Source organism: Bradyrhizobium sp. P3_C3 (assembly GCF_056402655.1).
Map to the genome: position 1 here is coordinate 114,616 of NZ_JBFUGY010000008.1, position 20,173 is coordinate 134,788.

The window sequence follows — 20,173 nt, forward strand, 5'->3', positions numbered from 1 at the left end:
TTAGCGATTATACCCTGATAACGTCACTACTTTACCCGGATAATTCTAGCGCAGATGGTTCTCTCCACCAACCCCAGGAGAATTCGCATGCGTGTTTTCGTTACCGGTGCCACCGGCTTCGTCGGCTCCGCCGTCGTTCGAGACCTGATGGCCGCCGGCCATAGCGTGCTCGGCCTCGCCCGCTCCGATGCCGGCGTCGCAGCGCTCACCACGATGGGCGCCGAGATCCATCGTGGGTCGCTGGAGGATCATGCGTCCTTACGCAGCGGCGCCGCCGCTTCGGACGGTGTCCTGCATCTCGGCTTCAACCACGACTTCTCGAAATTCGCCGACAATTGCGAGCTCGACCGCCGCGCGATCCTGGCGCTCGGCGAGGAACTCAAAGGCTCCGACCGCCCTCTCATCGTCACATCAGGTGTGGCGCTGCTGGCGCCCGGACGGCTCGCGACCGAAGACGATGCGGCGGCCCGCCACTTTCCGCGCGTCTCGGAAGCCACCGCCGAAGACCTCGCAGAGCGCGGCGTCCGCACCGGCATCGTGCGGCTGCCGCCCACGACCCATGGCGAGGGCGACCACGGCTTCGTGCCGCGCCTGATCGCGCTCGCCCGGGAGAGAGGCGCCGCCGCCTATATCGGTGAAGGCCAAAACCGCTGGCCGGCCGCGCACCGCCTCGACGCCGCGCGCGTCTATCGTCTCGCGCTGGAGCAAGGTGCGACCGCGCGGCGCTATCATGCGATCGCCGAGGAAGGCGTGCCGTTCAAGGCGATTGCCGAGTTGATCGGCCGACGGCTCGGCGTCCCCGTCGTGTCCAAATCGCCTGAGGAAGCAGCCGCGCATTTCGGCTGGTTCGCACAGTTCGCCGGCATCGACGTTCCGACCTCAAGCGCCAGGACGCGCGCTTTGCTCGGCTGGGCGCCGAAAGAAAAAGGGCTGATCGACGATCTCGACCAGCCCCATTATTTCGAGGTCTGACGGCGCCGCCAGCGCCGTCAGATGCCGCTTGCAGATCAGTCCGTCGTGACGGCCGTTTCCAGGTCGGTCGGATCGATCTGCCTGGCGAGGTTGGCGTTGAGCTTGTCGCGGTCGAGCTCACCTTCCCACCAGGCGACGATCACGCAGGCCACGCCGTTGCCACATAGGTTGGTCAGCGCGCGGCACTCGCTCATGAACTTGTCGATTCCGAGCACGATCGCCATGCCCGGCACGAGGCGCGGATCGACCACGGCGAGCGTCGCGGCCAGCGTGATGAAGCCCGCGCCGGTGATGCCGGAGGCACCCTTCGAGGTCAGCATCGCCACCACCAGGATGGTGAGCTGCTGGCCGAAGGTGAGATCGAAGCCAAGCGCCTGCGCGATGAACAGCGTCGCCAGCGTCATGTAGATGTTGGTGCCGTCGAGATTGAACGAATAGCCCGTGGGCACCACGAGGCCGACCACCGACTTCGAGCAGCCGAGGCGCTCGAGTTTCTCCATCAAGGAAGGCAACGCGCTTTCCGAGGACGAGGTGCCGAGCACGATCAGCAGCTCGTCCTTGATGTAGGCGAGGAACTTGAAGATGGAGAAACCGGCGAGGCGCGCGATGGTTCCGAGCACGACGAACACGAACAGCGCCGCGGTGACGTAGAACGTGGCGATCAGGCCGACCAGGTTGAGGATTGCCCCGGTGCCGAACTTGCCGATGGTGTAGGCCATTGCGCCGAAGGCGCCGATCGGCGCCGCGCGCATCACGATGGAGATGACTCCGAACACCGCATGCGCGGCGTCATCGATGAAGCTGCGGATGGTATGGCCGCGCTCGCCGAGGCCCATGATGGCGAAGCCGAACAGCACCGAGAACAGCAACACCTGCAGGATCTCGCCTTGCGCGAAGGCGCCGACCACGGTGTCGGGGATGATGTGCAGGATGAAGTCGACCGACCTCTGGCCCTCGGCCTGCTTGGCGTAGTTGGCGACGGCCTGCGCGTTGGCGGCGGCGCTGCCGAAGCCCGCACCCGGCTTCACCAGGTTGCCGATGATGAGTCCGATCACCAGCGCGAAGGTCGAGACGACTTCGAAATAGACCAGCGCCTTGACGCCGATGCGGCCGACCTTCTTGGCGTCCTGGATATGCGCGATGCCGGAGACCACGGTGCAGAAGATGATCGGCGCAATCACCATCTTGATCAGCTTGATGAAGCCGTCGCCCATCGCCTTGATCCACTCGTTGGTGGCGAGCGACGGCCACAGCCAGCCGACCAAGGCGCCGAGCACGATGGCGATCAGCACCTGGACGTAGAGAACCTTGTACCAAGGCTTGGCGGCGGCCGGCGCGACCGGCGCCCCCGCCATCGTTGTCGTCGTCATCGTTTCACTCCCCCTCAAACTCAGAGCCAGCCAAGATCAACTTGGCCGGCTCTGTCAATCGGAACTGCTCGGAACGGTGCGCTTTACCCGCGTCGATCGACGATCCGGCGGGCCGCCGGCATCAGCGCGGCGCCCAGCGCGTTCTTGACCACCGATGCCGCAATGAACGGCGCGACGCCGACCGCCCAGGCCTTGGTTGCGCCAAGGCCGATGACGTAGGCCAGCCAGCCGAAGCCGGCGATGAAAATCACGACATGGGCGAGCGCCATTGCTCCAAACAGCAGCGCGACATTGCGATCCCAGCCGCGCTCGGCCAGCCAGCCGGTGATGAAGGCAGCCAGCACGAAGCCATACAGATAGCCGGCAGTCGGGCCGAGCAGCGGTGCAATTCCACCGACCGGACCGGCGAACACCGGCAGCCCCATCGCACCTTCGGCGAGGTAGGCGATCATGGTTGCGCTGCCAAGGCGCCAGCCATAGGCGGCGCCGATCATCAGCACGACCAGCGTCTGCAGGGTCATGGGCACGTAAGGCAGCGGCAGGTTCACCTTGGCTGATAGCGCCATCAAGGCGGTGCCGAGCGCAATCAGCACGATGGCGCGAAGTGCGCCGACGGTTTCACCTGGACGGGTCGGCCACATCAATGCGGCGAGAGGAGAATGCGGCGTGGCGACGGACGGGAGGGAACGGTCAGACAAAGTTGAACTCCGCAGGGCTGGTGTCGAAACGGCTGTCGAAAACTGGCGGCTATTTAAGCCAGTGAGCGATCCGGTCAACTGCCTCCCGCATCTCCGCTGCCGAACGTGCATAGGAGAGCCGTATGAATGAACGACCATGGATCGGATCGAAATCGAGACCCGGCGTGGCCGCAACGTGCGCCTGCTCCAGCATCTGTTTGGCAAACTCGAAACTGTCCGAGGTGAACTCCGAGACGTCGGCATAGAGATAGAAGGCGCCGTCGGCAGGCAGGAACTTGCTGAGGCCCGCCTTGGGCAATCCCTCGATCAGGATGCGCCGGTTTTCCTGATAGCCGTGCTTGATCTCCTCCATCTCGGCCGCGCCGTCGAAGGCCGCTTCGGCCGCGATTTGCGACAATGACGGCACCGAGATCGACAGGTTCTGCTGCAGCCGCTCGATCGGCCGCACCAGGATCTCGGGCACGACCATCCAGCCGACGCGCCAGCCCGTCATGCAAAAATATTTCGAGAACGAGTTGATCACGAGTGCGTGCTCCGACAGCGCCGCCGCCGTCGCCGCCGGAAACGCGTAGTCGAGCCCGTGATAGATCTCGTCGGAGATGAAGCGGATGCCGGCGTCTTCCGCCGCAGCGATCAGGCCGGCGAGCGCCTCGCGGGACATCATCGTCCCCGTCGGATTGGCAGGGCTGCCGACCAGCACGCCCTTCAGCGGCGCCTTGCGATGGGCCGCCAGCAGCGCCTCGCCGGTCAGCGCGTGGCGCGTGTCATTGGTGGTCTCGATCAGCACCGGCTCGCAACCGAGCGCGGTGAGGATGTGACGGTAGGGCGGATAGCCCGGCACCGTCACGGCGACGCGGTCGCCGGGCGCGAACATCGACAGGAAGGCCAGGATGAAACCGCCGGAGGAGCCTGTCGTCACCACGATCCGCTCGGGGCTGACATTACAGCCATAGGCATCCCGATAGTGGCGCGCGATGCGTTCGCGCAATGAGGGGATGCCGAGCGCGGAGGTGTAATCGATCCGCCCCGCCTCGAGCGCCGCATGGGCGGCCGCGATCGCGGTCTTTGGGGCGCCGGTTGCGGGCTGGCCGACCTCCATGTGGATGACATGGCCGCCTGCCGCCTCGATTCGGGCCGCGGCGGCCATCACGTCCATCACCATGAACGGGGGAACATCGCTGCGGCGGGAGGGCTCGAGCCACTGCCCCACCCGGTTCCTCAATGTCGCATCGTGCATCGAATTCTGCTATTTCGCTGGCGAACCGGTCGGTTCGGTCCCGGAAACGGGGCGCTTGCGCCCCAGACTGGCCGCATTGTACGGCTCATAAGGGCATATCTCGTATCCGGTCCGCCGCCAATCGCCAAAAACCAATCACGAAACTGCTTGATCAAGACCGTTTGACCCAGACCGCCTGATGTTGCTCCAGATCGCATTGCGCAAGAAGGCCTCCTCCCTCACCGCCCTCGTCACCGCCGCGGCGATCGCGCTGTTGCCGATGCCGGCCGCGCATGCGCAGGCCAAGGGGCCGCCGATCCTGCGCGACACCGAAACCGAGCAGCTGCTGCGCGAATACACGCGCCCGATCCTGCGCGTTGCCGGTCTGGAAAAGCAGAACATCCAGATGGTGATCATCAACGAAAGCTCGTTCAACGCGTTCGTCGCGGACGGCCGCCGCATCTTCGTCAATTACGGCGCGATCATGCAGTCGGAGACGCCGAACCAGATCATCGGCGTGCTCGCGCACGAGACCGGGCATCTGGCCGGCGGCCATCTGTCCAAGCTGCGCGAACAGCTCGCCAACGCACAGACCCAGATGATCATCGCCATGCTGCTCGGGGCCGGAGCGATTGCCGTGGGTAGCACCCGAGGCAGCAACAGCGCCGGCAACAACGGCCTCGCCAATGCCGGTGCCGCCGCCATCGCCGGACCGCAGGAGATGATCCGCCGCACGCTGCTGTCCTATCAGCGCCAGCAGGAGGAGAACGCCGACCGCGCCGGCGTGAAATTCCTGACCGCGACCCAGCAGTCGCCGAAGGGCATGTACGAGACCTTCAAGCGCTTCACCAGCGAGAGCCTGTTCGCGTCCCGCGGCGCCGATCCCTATCTCCAGTCGCATCCGATGCCCGCCGAGCGCGTCGCGTCGCTTCAGGAATTCGCCAGTTCCAGCCCCTATTGGGACAAGAAGGACGACCCCGCGCTCCAGCTCCGCCACGACATGGCGCGCGCCAAGATTTCCGCGTTCATGGAGCGGCCGGAGACGGTCTACCGCCGCTATCCCCAGACGAACGACAGCATGCCGGCGCGCTATGCCCGCGCCATCAGCACCTATCTGCACGGCGATTTACGCAGCGCCCTGGCCCAGATCGACGCGCTGATCCAGGTCCAGCCGAACAACCCGTATTTCTACGAGGTGCGCGGCCAGGCCCTCCTGGAGGGCGGCAAGCCGGCCGAGGCGATCCCCGCCCTGCGCAAGGCGGTGCAGCTGTCCAACAACGCCCCCCTCATCGAGATGTTACTTGGGCAGGCTCTGGTTGGATCGGATAATAAGGCCTACACCGATGATGCCGTTCGGATTCTCCGGGCCGCGGTGGCACGGGAACCGGAGGCTGCGCTCGGCTATATGCAGCTCGCGATGGCCTATGGCCGGAAGGGCGACTATGCCGAGGCGGATCTGGCGTCGGCGCAGGCCGCTTATCTGCGCGGCGACAACAAGACCGCCCGCGAGCTCGCCACGCGCGCGAAAACCCGTTTCGCCGTCGGCACGCCCGGATGGGTCAAGGCCGACGACATCGTGGCGGCCAAGCCGCCGCGCAACTAACGCGACCAAGACGACGCCTGACACCACGACGTCACGACACCGAGCTTAAGTCCGCCGGGACGTTTTCCGAAACCAGCTTTCGATAAGAGGATTTGCCTATGCCTTCGCTGCGCCTGCTTGCTCCCGCGCTGTTCGCGCTCGCCCTGTTCGGCGCAGCCGTTCCCGCGTCGGCCGACAGCTTCTCGGATGCCCAGCGCACCGACATCGAGGCGATCATCAAGAACTATCTCGTCACCCATCCCGAGGTGCTCGAGGAAGCGATGACCGAGCTCACCAAGCGCCAGGCCGCGGCCGAAACGCAGAAGCACGAAGCCAGCATCGCGCAGAACTCCGATGCGATCTTCAACTCGCCGCGCCAGGTCGTGCTCGGCAACAAGGACGGCGACGTCACCTTCGTCGAGTTCTTCGATTACAATTGCGGCTACTGCAAGCGCGCGATGGGCGACATGCTCGACCTCATGAAGGCCGATCCGAAGTTGAAGGTCGTGCTGAAGGAGTTTCCGGTGTTGAGCCAGGGCTCGGTCGAAGCGGCGCAGGTCGCGGTCGCCGTGCGCATGCAGGATCCCACCGGCAAGAAGTATCTCGACTTCCACCAGAAGCTGCTCGGCGGCCGTGGCGCCGCCGACAAGGCGCGCGCGCTTCAGGCGGCCAAGGAAGCCGGCCTCGACACCGCGAAGATCGAGAAGGACATCGGCAGCCCCGAGGTGCGCGCCACCATCGAGGAGAATTTCAAGCTCGCCGAAGCGATGGGTATGAACGGCACGCCGAGCTACGTGATCGGCAAGCAGATCGTGATCGGCGCCGTCGGCCTCGAAGGCCTGAAGGAAAAGATCGGCGTTGCCCGTTGCGGCAAGGCGACCTGCTAACAAGGCGACCTGCTGATCCCGCATTTCACAATCTGCGCATGCGACGAGGCCGGCTGAACAGCCGGCCTTTTTCGTTGACCGCGGCTTTGCGCGAATTCTGGCGCGAATCCGGCGCGCGCATTCATCTCGCGTTTAAGAAACAAATACCCCGGAACCGCCGATGTTCCGGAACAACTCAAATCTCCTTTCGTTGGTGGCGCGGGCAATGACGCAAAGAAACACGTGAGGAGAAATTTGATGTCTAACCGCTTTATGATCTCGGTCGCCGCGCTCGCGCTCGTCGCAGGCACCGGGCTGGCGAACGCACAGGGCACCATGAACCGCGATAGCGGTGGCGGGGCCGGCGCGCAGCCGACGCAACATTCGCAACCCGGCGGCGGCGCAGCTGAACGTGGCGCGATGGGCAAGGAAGCCGCTCCCGAGAGGGGCACCGTCGGCCAGGCTGGCGGCGCCATGAAGCCCGGCGGAGCAGCCGAGGAGAAGTCGTCTGGCGCGACGGAGAAATCCGGTGCGATGGAAAAGTCAGGCGGGATGGAAAAATCCGGCACGATGAACAAGAACGCGGCTGACGAGAAGGCCGGCGCGACGAAGGGTGAGCACGCCCAGGGCGCACAGGACAAGTCCGCGCAGGACAAGTCCAAGAGCACGATGGACAAGTCCCAGATGGACAAGTCCAAGAGCACCGAGACTGACACCAAGAGCGGCAACATGAACGCCCAGACCAAGGGCGCGGACAGCAAGGCTGCCGACACCAAGTCTCAGACCACGACCGGCGCCGCGCCTGCGACCGCTGCGGCACCGCCTGCCGAGAAGCGGACCGAGATCTCAACGGCGATCAAGTCGACCAAGATCGAAGAGACCACGAACGTCAACTTCAACATCTCGGTCGGCGCCGCGATCCCGGCGTCCGTTCGCTTCCATCCGCTGCCGCCCCGGATCGTGGAGATCTATCCGGAGTGGCGCGGCTATGACGTGATCTACGTCCGCGGACAGTACATCATCGTCCGTCCGCAGACGCGCGAGATCGTGTACATCATCGAAGGCTAAGCCGCTTGGCTGACGGCCCGATAAGCCCTTGCCGAGAGATCGGCAGGGGCTTTTGGCCTATTGGGCGGCCTCCCCTGCCTATCCCGCCCGGCAGCCACGATTAGAACTGGTTAACAAGCAATTTCCGTAGCTTCCGCACAGGTTTTTGCATCCCGGATGAGCTGATTGAAGCCCCCTGGGAGGTCCTTCAAGGCTTCCCCTAGGGCGCTTTGTTACCTATAACCCCCGCCACGCCGAAGCACCTCTTGCGGGATTGGAATGGCCGAACCAGCAACCGACACGATCCTCGTTCTCAACGGGCCGAACCTCAACATGTTGGGGACGCGCGAGCCCGAGAAGTATGGCCATGCGACGCTGGCCGACGTCGAAACGTTGTGCCGCGAAGCGGCGGCGGCGTATGGCCTCAAGGCCGACTGCCGGCAGTCCAACCGCGAAGGCGAGCTGATCGACTTCGTCCACGAGGCGCACGCCCGCAAGATGAAGGGCATCATCATCAATGCCGGAGGCTATTCGCACACCTCGATCGCGCTGCACGACGCGCTGCTGGCGGTGCAGATCCCGACCGTCGAAGTGCACGTGACCAACATCCACGCCCGCGAGAGCTTCCGTCACCATTCCTACACCGCGCGCGCGGCCTTCGCCTCGCTCTGCGGTTTCGGCATCGAGGGCTACCGCCTCGCGATCCAGGGCCTTGCCGCCAAACTCGGCATCAAGCCCAAAGCCTGACGCTCCCTCTTCACACAGAACATTCGGATCAGAACATGGCGCGCCAGCCAGACGACAAAGCAGCCGTAAAGTTTTCCAGCGAGGATTCCGCGCTCGTCCGCGAGCTCGCACTCCTGCTCGATGAGACCAGCCTCACCGAGATCGAGATCGAACGGGCCGGCCTTCGCCTGCGCGTCGCCCGCAACATCAGCGTCGCCGCCACCATGCCGATGCAGATGGCGGCCGCTCCCGCCATCCTGCCGGCGGCCGCAGCTGCCGCCGCGCCAGCCGCGGCCGACCTGTCGAAGCATCCGGGCGCGGTGATCTCGCCGATGGTCGGCACCGCCTATTGGGCGCCGGAGCCCGGCGCCAAGCCGTTCATCGAGGTCGGCAGCAAGGTCTCGGTCGGCCAGACGCTGCTGATCATCGAAGCCATGAAGACCATGAACCAGATCCCCTCGCCGCGCGCCGGCACGGTGACGCAGATCCTGGTCGAAGACGGCCAGCCGGTCGAGTACGGCGAGCCGCTCGTCATCATTGAGTAATGGTCGTGGGCGGTCAGCCGCCCTAGCCGCCTCCCGCGCGCCAGTCCCTTAAGGACACCATGTTCGACAAGATCCTCATAGCCAATCGCGGCGAGATCGCCCTTCGCATCCTGCGCGCCTGCAAGGAGCTCGGCATCGCGACCGTCGCCGTGCACTCCACTGCCGACGCCGACGCCATGCATGTGCGCCTGTCGGACGAGAGCGTCTGCATCGGGCCGCCGCCGTCCAAGGACAGCTATCTCAACGTGCCCGCGCTGCTCGCGGCCTGCGAGATCACCGGCGCGGATGCCGTGCATCCCGGCTACGGCTTCCTCTCCGAGAACGCGCGCTTCGCCGAAATCCTTGGCGAGCACAATCTGCATTTCATCGGCCCCAAGGCCGAGCACATCCGCCTGATGGGCGACAAGATCGAGGCCAAGAAGACGGCCAGGAATCTCGGCATTCCCGTGGTGCCCGGCTCGGACGGCGCGGTCGGCCCCGAGGACGACGCGATGGCGATCGCCAGGAAGATCGGCTTCCCCGTGCTGGTCAAGGCAGCCGCCGGCGGCGGCGGCCGCGGCATGAAGGTCGCGCAGAGCGAGGCCGACCTCCAGGTGGCGCTGTCGACGGCAGCCAACGAGGCCAAGTCCGCCTTCGGTGACGCGTCCGTCTATCTCGAAAAATACCTCCAGAAGCCGCGTCATATCGAAATCCAGATCCTCGGTGACGGCCGCGGCGGCGCGATCCATCTCGGCGAGCGCGATTGCTCGCTGCAGCGCCGCCACCAGAAGGTCTGGGAGGAAGGTCCCTCGCCCGTCCTTGCCGCCGCTGCACGCGCCAAGATCGGCGAGACCTGCGCCAAGGCGATGCGCGAGATGAAATATCTCGGCGTCGGCACCATCGAATTCCTGTTCGAGGACGGCGAGTTCTACTTCATCGAGATGAACACCCGCATCCAGGTCGAACATCCCGTCACCGAGAGTATCACCGACATCGACCTCGTGCTGGAGCAGATCCGCATCGCTGCCGGCGGCGATCTGCCGGCCAAGCAAAGCGAGATTCAGATCATCGGCCATGCGATCGAGTGCCGCATCAACGCCGAGAACCCGCAGACTTTCCGTCCCTCGCCAGGCCGCATCACGCAATATCACCAGCCCGGCGGGCTCGGCGTGCGCATCGATTCTGCGGTCTATCAGGGCTACACCATCCCGCCCTATTACGACTCGCTCGTCGGCAAGCTCATCGTCCACGGCAAGACCCGCGCCGAATGCCTGATGCGGCTGCGCCGGGCACTGGACGAGATGGTGGTCGAGGGCATCGAGACGACGCTGCCGCTGTTCCGCGACCTGGTGCGCCAGGACGGCATCATCAACGGCGACTATCACATCCACTGGCTGGAACAGTATCTCGCGGGCAAGGAACCGGCCGCGGGGTGACCCCTCTCCTCCCGTGGAACCCTTTGGCCCCCATCGCGTTCTGGACGGGGACAGTTCCGAGGGGGCCTTTTGAGTTCCGTTGACGTGACGAAGCGAGACCGTCGTGACGACTGAAGCGCAACGACGGCGCTCCCTGTGGCAGATCCTGCTGTTCTCGGCGGGTCTTCTGGTGTTGACCGTGATCAGCGCCGGCTCCGTCTACCTGGTCAACAAGGCCAGAGACGATAGCAAATGGGTGATCCACACCATCGAGGCGGAGAACCAGATCAACGCCCTGCTGCTGGAAATCCGGCGTGCCGAGAGCGCCGCCCGCGGCTATCTCCTGACCCAAGGGGCGGATTTCAAGGCCGACCATGAGAAAGCCGTGGCAGCGATCATACCTGCCCTCGACAAGCTCACGCGCCTGACCCGCGATAATCCGGACCAACGCGGCAACATCGAGAAGCTGAGCGCGGCTATCGAAATCCGGCTGGGGCAATTCAAGCAGGAGCTGGACTTCATCGGCCAGAATCGGCCGGACAAGGCCATAGCGCAGGTCCGCGAGGCCGCCTCCACCGACACCACGGCCGAGATCAGCAAAGTCGCCGTCTCCATGATCCAGGAGGAGGAGCGCCTGTTCCGGCTCCGATCGGCCAATTCCGACCGCAGCCAGACGCTGGCGGCCTCGATGACCGGCATCGGTTCGGGCCTCGTGGTGCTGCTGACCCTGATCTCGATCTGGCTGGTGCGGCGCTCGGTGCTGGCCCGCGACGAGGCCGAGACGCGCCTGCGCGACGCCTACGCCAACCTCGAGACCGTGGTCGACGAACGCACGGCAGACCTGCGCGAGGCCAACAACGAGATTCAGCGCTTTGCCTATATCGTCAGCCACGACCTTCGTTCGCCACTCGTCAACATCATGGGCTTCACCAGCGAACTCGAAGAGCTCAGCGGCGACATTTTCCGCCGTATCGGCGGCCTTACCCATGTCCCGGCCGATGGCCCGCCGCTAGCTGACGGCGAGGTCACGCTCGAAGGCCCCGACAAGCAGCTTTCAACGGATTTTTCCGAAGCGCTCGGCTTCATCAAGTCGTCGATCGCCAAGATGGACCGCCTGATCTCGGCGATCCTCAACCTCACCCGCGAGGGCCGGCGCGAATTCGTGCCCGAGAAGATCGACACCCGCGAGCTGATCGAAGCCATCGTCTCGACGCTGGCGCATCAGTCCGCCGAAGCGCAGGCCGAGATCCATGTCGCGCCGCTGCCGGATCTCGTCAGCGACCGCCTTGCGCTGGAGCAGATCTTCTCCAATCTGATCGACAACGCCATCAAATATCTCAAGGCCGGCGCCCCCGGCGAGATCAGAATCCGCGGGCGCACCAAGCTTGGCTACGCTATCTTCGAGATCAGCGATAATGGCCGCGGGATCGATCCGAAAGATCACCAGCGGATTTTCGACCTGTTTCGCCGGGCGGGAACCCAGGACAAGCCTGGTCAGGGCATTGGTCTTGCGCATGTGCGCGCACTTGTGCGCCGCCTCGGCGGTACCATGTCGGTATCATCGGAACTGAATACGGGCAGCACCTTCACCATCACGCTGCCCATCACCTGGAACGCAAGCAACCGGAACGCCGACCAATGACTCAACCCGTCACCATCATCATGATCGAGGACGACGAGGGCCACGCCCGGCTGATCGAGCGCAACATCCGCCGATCCGGCGTCAACAACGAGATCATCCCCTTCGCCAACGGCACGGACGCGGTGAAGCACCTGTTCGGCTCAGACGGCAGCGGGCTCGTGCAGAAGGGCAATGCGCTCCTGATCCTGCTCGATCTCAATCTCCCCGACATGACCGGGATCGACATCCTGAAGCAGATCAAGGAGAACAAATACCTGAAGGCCTCGCCCGTGGTGGTGCTGACCACCACCGACGACAGCCAGGAAATCAAGCGCTGCTACGAGCTCGGCTGCAACGTCTACATCACCAAGCCCGTGAACTACGAGAATTTCGCCAATGCCATCCGGCAGCTCGGCCTGTTCTTCTCGGTCATCCAGGTCCCGCCCGCCGCCTCATGAACCAGCACCCGCCTACACTGCTCTACATCGACGACGACGCGGCCTTGGCCCGCCTGGTCGAGCGCGGCCTGACGCGACGCGGCTACAAGGTCATTCATGCCGCGAGCGGCGAGGAAGGCCTGGAGCGTATCCGTCGCGCGGGGACCCAAAACAGCGCCGACAGCTGCATCGACGTCGTGGCGCTCGACCAGTACATGCCCGGCCTCGACGGGCTGGAGACGCTCGAGCAGATCATGGCGATACCAGGCGCGCCGCCCGTGGTGTTCGTCACCGCGTCGCAGGATTCCAGCATCGCGGTCACCGCGCTGAAGGCAGGCGCGGCCGATTATCTCGTCAAGGACGTCAAGGGCGATTTCATCCCCCTGCTCCACGTCGCCGCCGACGGCGCGCTGCGCCAGGCCGAATTGCAGAAGGCGCGCGAGGAAGCCGAGGCCGAGATCCACGCATCGCGCGACCGCTACGCCGCGCTCGCCGCCGAACGCGAGCTGCTGCTGCGCGAGGTCAATCACCGCGTCGGCAACTCGCTCCAGATCATCGCTTCGCTGCTGCATCTCCAGGCGAACTCGGCGGGCCAGGAAGAGGTCAAGGCGGCGCTGACCAACGCGATGGGCCGCGTCGCCGCGGTCGCGCAGGTGCACCGCCGGCTCTACACTTCGCAGGACCTGAAGAGCGTGGTGCTGAACCAGTATCTGGATTCGCTGCTCGAGGATCTCAGGCGCTCGGCCGAAGGCAACCGGATGTCGCGCCTGACGGTGAAGGCCGAGCCGATCGAGATCGATCCGGACCGCGCCGTCGCCGTCGGCATCATCGTCAACGAGCTGGTGATGAACGCGGTGAAATACGCCTATCCCGACGGCGCCGGCCCCATCCATGTCGAGCTGACCTCGCATGGCGAGGATCTGCTGCTGGCGATCACCGACGACGGCGTCGGTGACAAGGTCAAGGCGGATCCGCGCTCGACCGGCATGGGCCAGCGCATCGTCGCGGCGATGGCCACCAAGCTCGACGCCACTGTCGAGCGCGACCCCGCCCATTCCGGAACTCGCGTCATGCTGAGGTTCCGCCGCACGCCCGCAGCCCCCGACAAGACCAACAACGCCGCCGCAGGCTGACCCTCGCCCCCTTCGCAACACCTCCACGATCCTGCTATTGTTGCGCCATGACTTCGCGCGACTCCGCTTCGTCTGAAATCACGCCGGCCGTGCTGTTGCGTGCCTATGCCTGCGGCATTTTTCCGATGGCCGAGAGCGCCGACGATCCGACCCTGTTCTGGGTCGAGCCGGAATTGCGCGGCGTGATCCCGCTCGAGGGATTTCGCGTGGCCTCGCGGCTCGCGCGCACCGTCCGTACGGACGCCTTTCGCGTCACCGTCAACACGGCGTTCAAGGCAACGATCGCCGGCTGCGCCGCGCCGCAGGCGGGGCGCGAGGACACCTGGATCAACAAGCGGATTCGCGACCTCTATGGCGGCCTCTACGAGCTCGGCCATTGCCACAGCGTCGAGGCCTGGCAGGGCGACGACCTCGTCGGCGGGCTCTACGGCGTCAGCCTCGGACGCGCCTTCTTCGGCGAGAGCATGTTTCACACCGCGCGCGATGCCTCGAAGGTCGCGCTGGTGCACCTGGTCGCGCGGCTGATCCATGGCGGCTTCGAGCTGCTCGACACGCAATACGTCACTGATCATTTGAAGAGTTTTGGCGCGGTCGAGATTTCGCGGCGGCGCTACACCGCGCTGCTCGACAAGGCGCTCGCCGGTGACCCCGGTGATTTCCTGCGGTTGTCAACCGGCGACGCGATCCCGGGCGCACGCGCGCTCGATATCATCGCCTCCCGTCCATGATCGGTAATGGGGCCTAGCGCCCGAACCCGGGGATGCCGAACAGGCCCGGCCGCTGCTCCGGCGGCGGCGGGGGTGGCGGCGCCGGCTGCTGCTGCTGGATCGGCGGCAAGGGCTGCGGCGGGCGCTGCTGCACGGCCTGCTTGGGTTGCGCCGCCTTCTTCTGCGCGGGCGGCGGAGCCGCCGGCTTTGCTGCGGTCGGATCGGGCGCCGCGGTCGCAATGGTCTGCTGCGGCTCTTTGCAGTCGGTGAGCCAGATGTCGTAGATCGGATGCTCGACGCCGTGCAGGCCGGGGCTCGCCGCATACATCCAGCCTGAGAAGATGCGCTTCACCTCGCCCTGCAAGGTGATCTCGTCGACCTCGACGAAGGCGTCGGTATTGGTGGCTTCCGTCGCCGGCCGCGTATAGCAGGCGTCGGTCTTGACCCGCAGCGCGCCGAACTGGACGGTCTCGCCGATGTCCTCGTCGAAATTGATGATGCGCCCGGTGATCTTGTCGAGGCCGGAGAAGGTCGCCTTCTTGTTCACGATCTTCTGGGCCGGCGGCTCGGTCACGACCTCGTCGCCCGGCTGGAGGCTAGCCGGGGTCTGCGGGACAGTGCCGCCCGGCCCGCCCTTCTGCTGGGGCTGGCGCTGACCGGGCGCACCCGGGGCGGCTTGCGGATTGGGCGGAGCGACCGCCACGGACGGCGGCTGGTTCGGCGGAGCGACGGTTGAGCCCGGCGGCGGCGCCAGGGGCTGGGACTCGACCGGCCCCGGCATCACGTTACCTTGCCGGCCCGGCGGCGGGGCCATCGGGCGCGACGGCAGCACGCGGCCCTGCGGCGGCAGCTCGGGGACCTCTTCGTCGTCGTCGGGGATCTGAGGCTGCGGCTGACCACGCGGAATCGAACCCGGCGGCCGCGGCGGCGGGTCGGAGAAGATCGTGCCGATCTGCGCCTGCGCGGGCGTCGCAACCGTCAATGCGGTGGCGGCCAGAAGCGCCGCAAGACCTGGCAGGGCAAGTCTTGTAAGGGTAAAGGTTCGAACCATCTTCTCGCGCGGCTTCAACAGCGAATCGGGCTTGCTGGACATTCTACAGGGGATACCGCCGCTCGCAGGCCATCCGGTTAACACGGCGAATACGGCGGGGGAAGGGCGGCATCCCTGCCCTGCCCGCGGCCCGCTGGCCAGACCGGCGGCCGGATGGGATAGTTGACCGGCTCCTCCCCGGGGCCAAGGCGGGCAGCGCCCCCGAACGACGTCCAACGATAACAGAAAACCCCAAGGTCGCTCCCATGCCCGTCGTGCTCGATCCCGATGCCGCCGCCGTCTACAAGGCCTTCCAGGAGGCCGGCCGCCCCGCCTACGAGACCCTGACGGCACCGGAAGCCCGCGCCTATTACGGGCAGGCCCGCTTCGCCACCAACCCCGAGCCGCCGGAACTGGCGCGCGTCGCGGCGCTGGCGATCCCGGCGCCGCACGGCGAAATCCCGGCCCGCATCTACGTCCCGAAGCAGCCGCGCCGTCAGAATGGCCTGTCGCCGGCGCTGGTGTTCTTCCATGGCGGCGGCTGGGTGATCGGCGATCTCGACTCCCACGACGTCGTCTGCCGCCAGCTCGCCGTTTCAGGCGCGCTGATCGTGATCTCGGTCGATTACCGCCTCGCGCCCGAGCACAAGTTTCCCGCCGCCGCTGATGACGCGATCGCCGCCACAAAATGGATTGCCGCGAAAGCGCGCGAGCTCGGCATCGATGCCTCGCGCCTTTCGATCGGCGGCGATAGCGCCGGCGGCAATCTCGCCGCAGTGGTCGCGCTCACGGCACGCGACGGCAATGGTCCGAAGATCGCGGGCCAGGTCCTGATCTACCCCGCGACCGATTTCGCCATGACGCACGGCTCCCACAGCGAGCCCGAGACCAGCGTGCTGCTGACGCATTCGGTGATCCGCTGGTTCCGCGATCACTATCTCAACGGCACAGTCGACATCCACGACTGGCGTGCCTCGCCGGCGCGCGCGAAAAGCCTCGCCGGTTTGCCGCCGGCCTATGTGCTCACGGCCGGCGCCGATCCGCTGCGCGACGAAGGCGACGAGTATGCCGCGCGCCTAAAGCAGGCCGGCGTGCCCGTCGCCTACAAACATTATCCCGGCCAATTCCACGGCTTCTTCACGATGGGCAAGCTGCTGCCGCAGGCCAATGTCGCGGTGCGCGAGATCGGCGCCTGGTTGAAGGAGCTGGGCTGACGCCTCCCATGCCCTTCGTTCTTCAAACCGTCTTCGCCCTCCCCCTGCGCGCGCTGACATGGCTCGGCAGCCAGGGCACCCGCGGGGTCGCGGCGGTCGTGTTCGTCGCCGCCGCCGTGCCGCCGCTCGGCGCGCTGCTGCGGCCCTACATCACCGAAGCGATCCTCGTCCTGCTCTGCATCTCCTTCATGCGAGTCGATCTCGCGGCGCTGTACGGTCACCTACGCCGCCCGGCGCTGATTGCGACCGCAACCGCCTGGACTACGATGGGCGTGCCGCTGATCGTCGGACTGATCATCTATGCAACAGGGCTCAACGACCACTCGCCCGGCCTTTCCGTTGCCCTGATGCTCCAGAGCATGGCCTCGCCCATGATGGCGTCTCCGGCGCTCGCCGCGCTGATGGGCCTCGATGCCACGCTCGTGCTGGTCACGCTGGTGACCTCCACCGCGCTGGTCCCCTTCACAGCGTCGCTGTTCGCAAGCCTATTCCTCGACGGCATGCTCAGCGTCACGCCGGCGACGCTCGGCCTGAAGCTGCTCGGCATCCTCGCGGCGTCGCTGCTGGCCGCAACCATCATCCGTTGGGTGTTCGGCGCAAAAGCGATCCAGCGCCACAGGAAGCCGATCGACGGCTTCAACATCATCATCCTCCTGATCTTCGCCGCCGCGATCATGGGCGATGTCGTGAGCGACCTCGTGGCCCGGCCGCTCTTCACGATCGGCCTGGCGGCTCTGTCCTTCGCGATCTATTTCACGCTGCTCGCCGTGACCACGCTGCTGTTCCGCCGCATCGGCTATGAGCGCGCGCTGGCGCTCGGGCTGATGGTGTCACAGCGCAATCTGGGCCTGATGCTGGCCGCGACCGCCGGCGCGCTGCCGCCAACCACCTGGCTCTATTTCGCGATGACGCAATTTCCGATCCATCTTGCGCCCTACATGCTGACGCCGATCGCACGCCGCTTCACGGCGCGCGCGGATGGCAACGGCGAGGCCGCTGCAGGCAAGGCGACCTAGGACGCATTCATAGCGGCGTCGCGGCCGGCTTTGAGGCCCTGAAGAGATAGCGGTTGGTGCTGAAGAAGTATTGTCCCGCTCCGCTCAGACGCTCAAACTCGCTATGCCATGCTTCGAGATCATCGGCTGAAACGTCGTTCCTGCGGGCGACGAAGTCCCGAATGCCCTGGGCCAGCCCCTTACTGTAGCTATCGTCATCGTACTGCAAATTCAGGATTGGAAAGACCGACGCACCGTCCAGGTGAAGTCGTGCATCCACCAATCTGTGGGCCATCGACCTCGGGAGACGCGGGTGAGCGCAGTGCGCTTCCCATGATTTCATCACCGCGGCCATACGTTCCGGGCTTTCGGAATGCCACACCACCGCGTCCCAGTCCGTTGCGACAAAAATCGTGCGGCCCCCTGGCTTGAGCACGCGAAATGTCTCTGCGAGGACGCGGTCAACGTCAGGCACGTACTCGGCAACCTGCGTGCACACGACGACATCGAACGACGCATGGGATTGACCCAATTCCGTCGCGTTGCCGATCGCATAGGAAATCCAGGCGGAAGCCTTCTGCCGGTTGCAGACCTCGATCAGGTCAGTCGACACATCGATACCGACGACAGCACCATCCGGCCCGACGATCTGCGCCATGCTTTCGCAGAGATAGCCGGGACCACATCCGATATCGAGAACGCTCTCGCCGGCGGACAGATTGAGCTGCCGAATGGTCTCCGCGCGCTGGGCGGTCACGTCCCCTGTGAGATAAAGTCTTTGGAGCCGTTTCGCGTTCTCGTTGCTGTACTCCATTCCGGTCATCTTCGCCTCCACGCTCGAGTGCCAGGTGAGATTTCCTAACCCGCCCGCGCCGCGCGCCGCAGCGCCTGGGGCGGCTGGCCGAAGGCGCGGATGAAGGCGCGCCGCATGCGCTCGGGATCGCCAAATCCGGTCGTCTCCGCGACGAGCTCGATCGCCTCGCGCGAGGACTGCACGCGCTCGCGCGCGACCTCGATCCGTAAGCGCTCGATCGCCTTCGACGGCGTCGTGCCGGTCTCGGCGGCAAAGGCGCGGGCAAAATGCCGCGCGCTCATGCCGGCACGATCGGCGAGGTCTTCGACCGTCAGCCGGGCATCGAGATTCTCGCGCGCCCAGGACAGCAGCGCGCCGAACCGGCCGTTCGGTGTCTTCAATTCCAGCAGTGAGGAGAACTGCGACTGGCCGCCGCTACGGCGATGATACAGCACGAGCTGGCGCGCAGCCTGTTGCGCGATCTCCTCACCATGGTCCTCGGTGACCATCGCGAGCGCGAGGTCGATACCCGCGGTGATGCCCGCCGACGTCCACACATTGCCGTCATGCGTGAAGATCTGGTCCGGCTCGAACTTCACCTTGGGATAGCGCGCGACGAAATCCCGCGTGCGGCCCCAATGCGTGGTGGCGCGGCGCCCATCGAGCAGGCCCGCCTCGGCCAGCACATAGGCGCCCGAGCAGACGCTGGCGACACGCACACCGCGCCGCGCCAGCCGCTGCACGAAGGCGCGCGTGGCCTCGCAGCGTGCGGCGACTGTCACGCCTGCGCCACCCGCGATGACCAGTGTGGTGATCGCGTTCGCCGACTTGAAGTCGCGCGCCATCATTTCCACGCCGGACGAGCTGCGCACGGGCCCCGCGTTCAGTGCCAGCACGCGGATTCCGGTGGTCGTCTTGCCCGTGCAGCGCGCCGCGATCTCGAACACCGAGATGGGACCTGCCGCATCGAGCAACTGGAAATCGGGAAAGATCAGGATGCCGATCATGGTCATGTCCGAAAGTGAGGGAAATACGCCATTTTGGACGGAATGGCATCATGAGAGGCTGCGTCCGTCAAGCTCATCTTTGGAGGACCTGCCCATGTCGTCACCGCTCCAGATCGGTCTTTTGGTGTTTCCGCGCGTCACCCAGCTCGACTTCACCGGTCCATTGCAGGTGTTCTCCTCCGTCCCCGGCGCGAAGCTGCACCTGATCTGGAAACGGATCGAGCCGGTGCCGAGCGATTCCGTGCTGACGCTGACGCCGACCACGACGTTCGCCGACTGTCCGCAGCTCGACGTGATCTGCGTGCCCGGCGGCGGCGGCACCAACGACCTGCTCAATGACGAAGAGGTGCTGGATTTCCTGCGCAGGCAGGCCGAAGGCGCCAGGTACGTCACCTCGGTCTGCACGGGGGCGCTGGCGCTCGGCGCTGCCGGTCTGCTCAAGGGCTATCGCGCTGCCACCCATTGGAGCGCGATGGAGATGCTCGGCCAGTTCGGCGCGACTCCGACCAAGACGCGCGTCTGCATCGACCGCAACCGCGTCACCGGCGGCGGCGTCACCGCCGGGATCGATTTCGCCCTGACGCTGGTGTCGATCCTGGTCGACCGCACCACGGCGGAAGCGATCCAGCTCCAGATCGAGTACAACCCCGCCCCGCCGTTCACGTCCGGCTCGCCCGACACCGCGCCCGCCGAAGTGCTGGCCTTGCTGAGAGAGCGCGGCGCCGCAAACCAGGCCCGCCGCCTCGAGGCGGTCAAGCGCGCGGCTGAGCGGGTGTAGAGCAGAGGCTTTGCTCACGCGCCCCGAACGCAGCGCAGCACT

General features: G+C 65.6%; 20 protein-coding genes. 14 read left to right on the plus strand and 6 right to left on the minus strand.

Going from position 1 to position 20,173, the window contains the following annotated elements; translation table 11 throughout:
* Positions 1–87: 87 nt before the first annotated feature.
* Positions 88–972, plus strand: a complete 885-nt coding sequence (locus AC1DW2_RS11780) for an SDR family oxidoreductase (protein WP_477006086.1) — start codon at positions 88–90, stop codon at positions 970–972.
* 35 nt (positions 973–1,007) lie between these two features.
* On the opposite strand, the gene AC1DW2_RS11785 is transcribed toward AC1DW2_RS11780, so the two are convergent.
* From AC1DW2_RS11785 to AC1DW2_RS11795, 3 genes are all read right to left on the minus strand, one after another.
* On the minus strand, positions 1,008–2,342 hold the full coding sequence (locus AC1DW2_RS11785) for a dicarboxylate/amino acid:cation symporter (protein ID WP_135213481.1): 1,335 nt from the start codon (positions 2,340–2,342) through the stop codon (positions 1,008–1,010).
* 83 nt (positions 2,343–2,425) lie between these two features.
* Positions 2,426–2,983, minus strand: coding sequence for a biotin transporter BioY (locus AC1DW2_RS11790; RefSeq protein ID WP_477006142.1), 558 nt, complete (start codon positions 2,981–2,983; stop codon positions 2,426–2,428).
* 106 nt (positions 2,984–3,089) lie between these two features.
* Positions 3,090–4,277 (minus strand): pyridoxal phosphate-dependent aminotransferase, encoded by a 1,188-nt coding sequence (locus AC1DW2_RS11795; RefSeq protein WP_477006087.1) that lies wholly within the window; start codon positions 4,275–4,277, stop codon positions 3,090–3,092.
* Between the two features lie 178 nt (positions 4,278–4,455).
* Here AC1DW2_RS11795 and AC1DW2_RS11800 point away from each other — a divergent pair, with 178 nt between their 5' ends.
* From AC1DW2_RS11800 to aat, 10 genes are all read left to right on the plus strand, one after another.
* A complete protein-coding gene (locus AC1DW2_RS11800; RefSeq protein WP_477006088.1) occupies positions 4,456–5,859 on the plus strand; it encodes a M48 family metalloprotease in 1,404 nt (467 codons plus the stop codon).
* 98 nt (positions 5,860–5,957) lie between these two features.
* Entirely contained in the window at positions 5,958–6,725 is a 768-nt protein-coding gene (locus AC1DW2_RS11805; RefSeq protein WP_477006089.1) for a DsbA family protein, read from the plus strand.
* Positions 6,726–6,962: 237 nt separating this feature from the next.
* Positions 6,963–7,772, plus strand: coding sequence for a DUF1236 domain-containing protein (locus tag AC1DW2_RS11810; protein ID WP_477006090.1), 810 nt, complete (start codon positions 6,963–6,965; stop codon positions 7,770–7,772).
* A gap of 258 nt (positions 7,773–8,030) precedes the next feature.
* Entirely contained in the window at positions 8,031–8,498 is a 468-nt protein-coding gene (aroQ, locus tag AC1DW2_RS11815; RefSeq protein WP_014495592.1) for a type II 3-dehydroquinate dehydratase, read from the plus strand.
* 35 nt (positions 8,499–8,533) lie between these two features.
* Positions 8,534–9,022, plus strand: coding sequence for an acetyl-CoA carboxylase biotin carboxyl carrier protein (accB, locus tag AC1DW2_RS11820; RefSeq protein WP_085401096.1), 489 nt, complete (start codon positions 8,534–8,536; stop codon positions 9,020–9,022).
* Positions 9,023–9,081: 59 nt separating this feature from the next.
* The gene (gene accC, locus AC1DW2_RS11825) at positions 9,082–10,437 is read left to right on the plus strand and encodes an acetyl-CoA carboxylase biotin carboxylase subunit (RefSeq protein WP_477006091.1); all 1,356 of its coding nucleotides are present in this window, start codon (positions 9,082–9,084) and stop codon (positions 10,435–10,437) included.
* 103 nt (positions 10,438–10,540) lie between these two features.
* Positions 10,541–12,058 carry a sensor histidine kinase gene (locus AC1DW2_RS11830; RefSeq protein WP_477006092.1) on the plus strand — a complete coding sequence of 506 codons (1,518 nt, stop codon included), beginning with the start codon at positions 10,541–10,543 and terminating at the stop codon, positions 12,056–12,058.
* Positions 12,055–12,495: a response regulator gene (locus tag AC1DW2_RS11835; RefSeq protein ID WP_063983554.1), complete on the plus strand. Its 441-nt coding sequence runs from the start codon at positions 12,055–12,057 to the stop codon at positions 12,493–12,495. The genes AC1DW2_RS11830 and AC1DW2_RS11835 overlap by 4 nt, the downstream gene beginning before the upstream one ends.
* The gene (locus tag AC1DW2_RS11840; RefSeq protein WP_085401099.1) at positions 12,492–13,607 is read left to right on the plus strand and encodes a sensor histidine kinase; all 1,116 of its coding nucleotides are present in this window, start codon (positions 12,492–12,494) and stop codon (positions 13,605–13,607) included. The genes AC1DW2_RS11835 and AC1DW2_RS11840 overlap by 4 nt, the downstream gene beginning before the upstream one ends.
* Positions 13,608–13,654: 47 nt before the next feature.
* Positions 13,655–14,335: a leucyl/phenylalanyl-tRNA--protein transferase gene (gene aat, locus AC1DW2_RS11845; protein ID WP_085401100.1), complete on the plus strand. Its 681-nt coding sequence runs from the start codon at positions 13,655–13,657 to the stop codon at positions 14,333–14,335.
* A 13-nt stretch (positions 14,336–14,348) separates the two neighbouring features.
* Here the strand turns inward: aat and AC1DW2_RS11850 are convergent, their stop codons facing one another.
* Entirely contained in the window at positions 14,349–15,407 is a 1,059-nt protein-coding gene (locus tag AC1DW2_RS11850) for a DUF2155 domain-containing protein (RefSeq protein ID WP_085401101.1), read from the minus strand.
* A gap of 203 nt (positions 15,408–15,610) precedes the next feature.
* Here AC1DW2_RS11850 and AC1DW2_RS11855 point away from each other — a divergent pair, with 203 nt between their 5' ends.
* Both AC1DW2_RS11855 and AC1DW2_RS11860 read left to right on the plus strand, forming a co-directional pair.
* Complete coding sequence (locus tag AC1DW2_RS11855) at positions 15,611–16,558, plus strand: alpha/beta hydrolase (RefSeq protein WP_477006093.1); 948 nt, start codon at positions 15,611–15,613, stop codon at positions 16,556–16,558.
* 8 nt (positions 16,559–16,566) lie between these two features.
* Positions 16,567–17,574 (plus strand): Na+-dependent transporter, encoded by a 1,008-nt coding sequence (locus tag AC1DW2_RS11860; RefSeq protein ID WP_477006094.1) that lies wholly within the window; start codon positions 16,567–16,569, stop codon positions 17,572–17,574.
* Between the two features lie 7 nt (positions 17,575–17,581).
* Here AC1DW2_RS11860 and AC1DW2_RS11865 read toward each other — a convergent pair whose 3' ends face one another.
* Both AC1DW2_RS11865 and AC1DW2_RS11870 read right to left on the minus strand, forming a co-directional pair.
* The gene (locus AC1DW2_RS11865) at positions 17,582–18,376 is read right to left on the minus strand and encodes a methyltransferase domain-containing protein (protein ID WP_477006095.1); all 795 of its coding nucleotides are present in this window, start codon (positions 18,374–18,376) and stop codon (positions 17,582–17,584) included.
* A gap of 35 nt (positions 18,377–18,411) precedes the next feature.
* Positions 18,412–19,353: a GlxA family transcriptional regulator gene (locus AC1DW2_RS11870; protein WP_477006096.1), complete on the minus strand. Its 942-nt coding sequence runs from the start codon at positions 19,351–19,353 to the stop codon at positions 18,412–18,414.
* A gap of 94 nt (positions 19,354–19,447) precedes the next feature.
* On the opposite strand from AC1DW2_RS11870, the gene AC1DW2_RS11875 reads away from it, so the two are divergent.
* A complete protein-coding gene (locus AC1DW2_RS11875) occupies positions 19,448–20,131 on the plus strand; it encodes a DJ-1/PfpI family protein (RefSeq protein WP_477006097.1) in 684 nt (227 codons plus the stop codon).
* Positions 20,132–20,173: the final 42 nt, after the last annotated feature.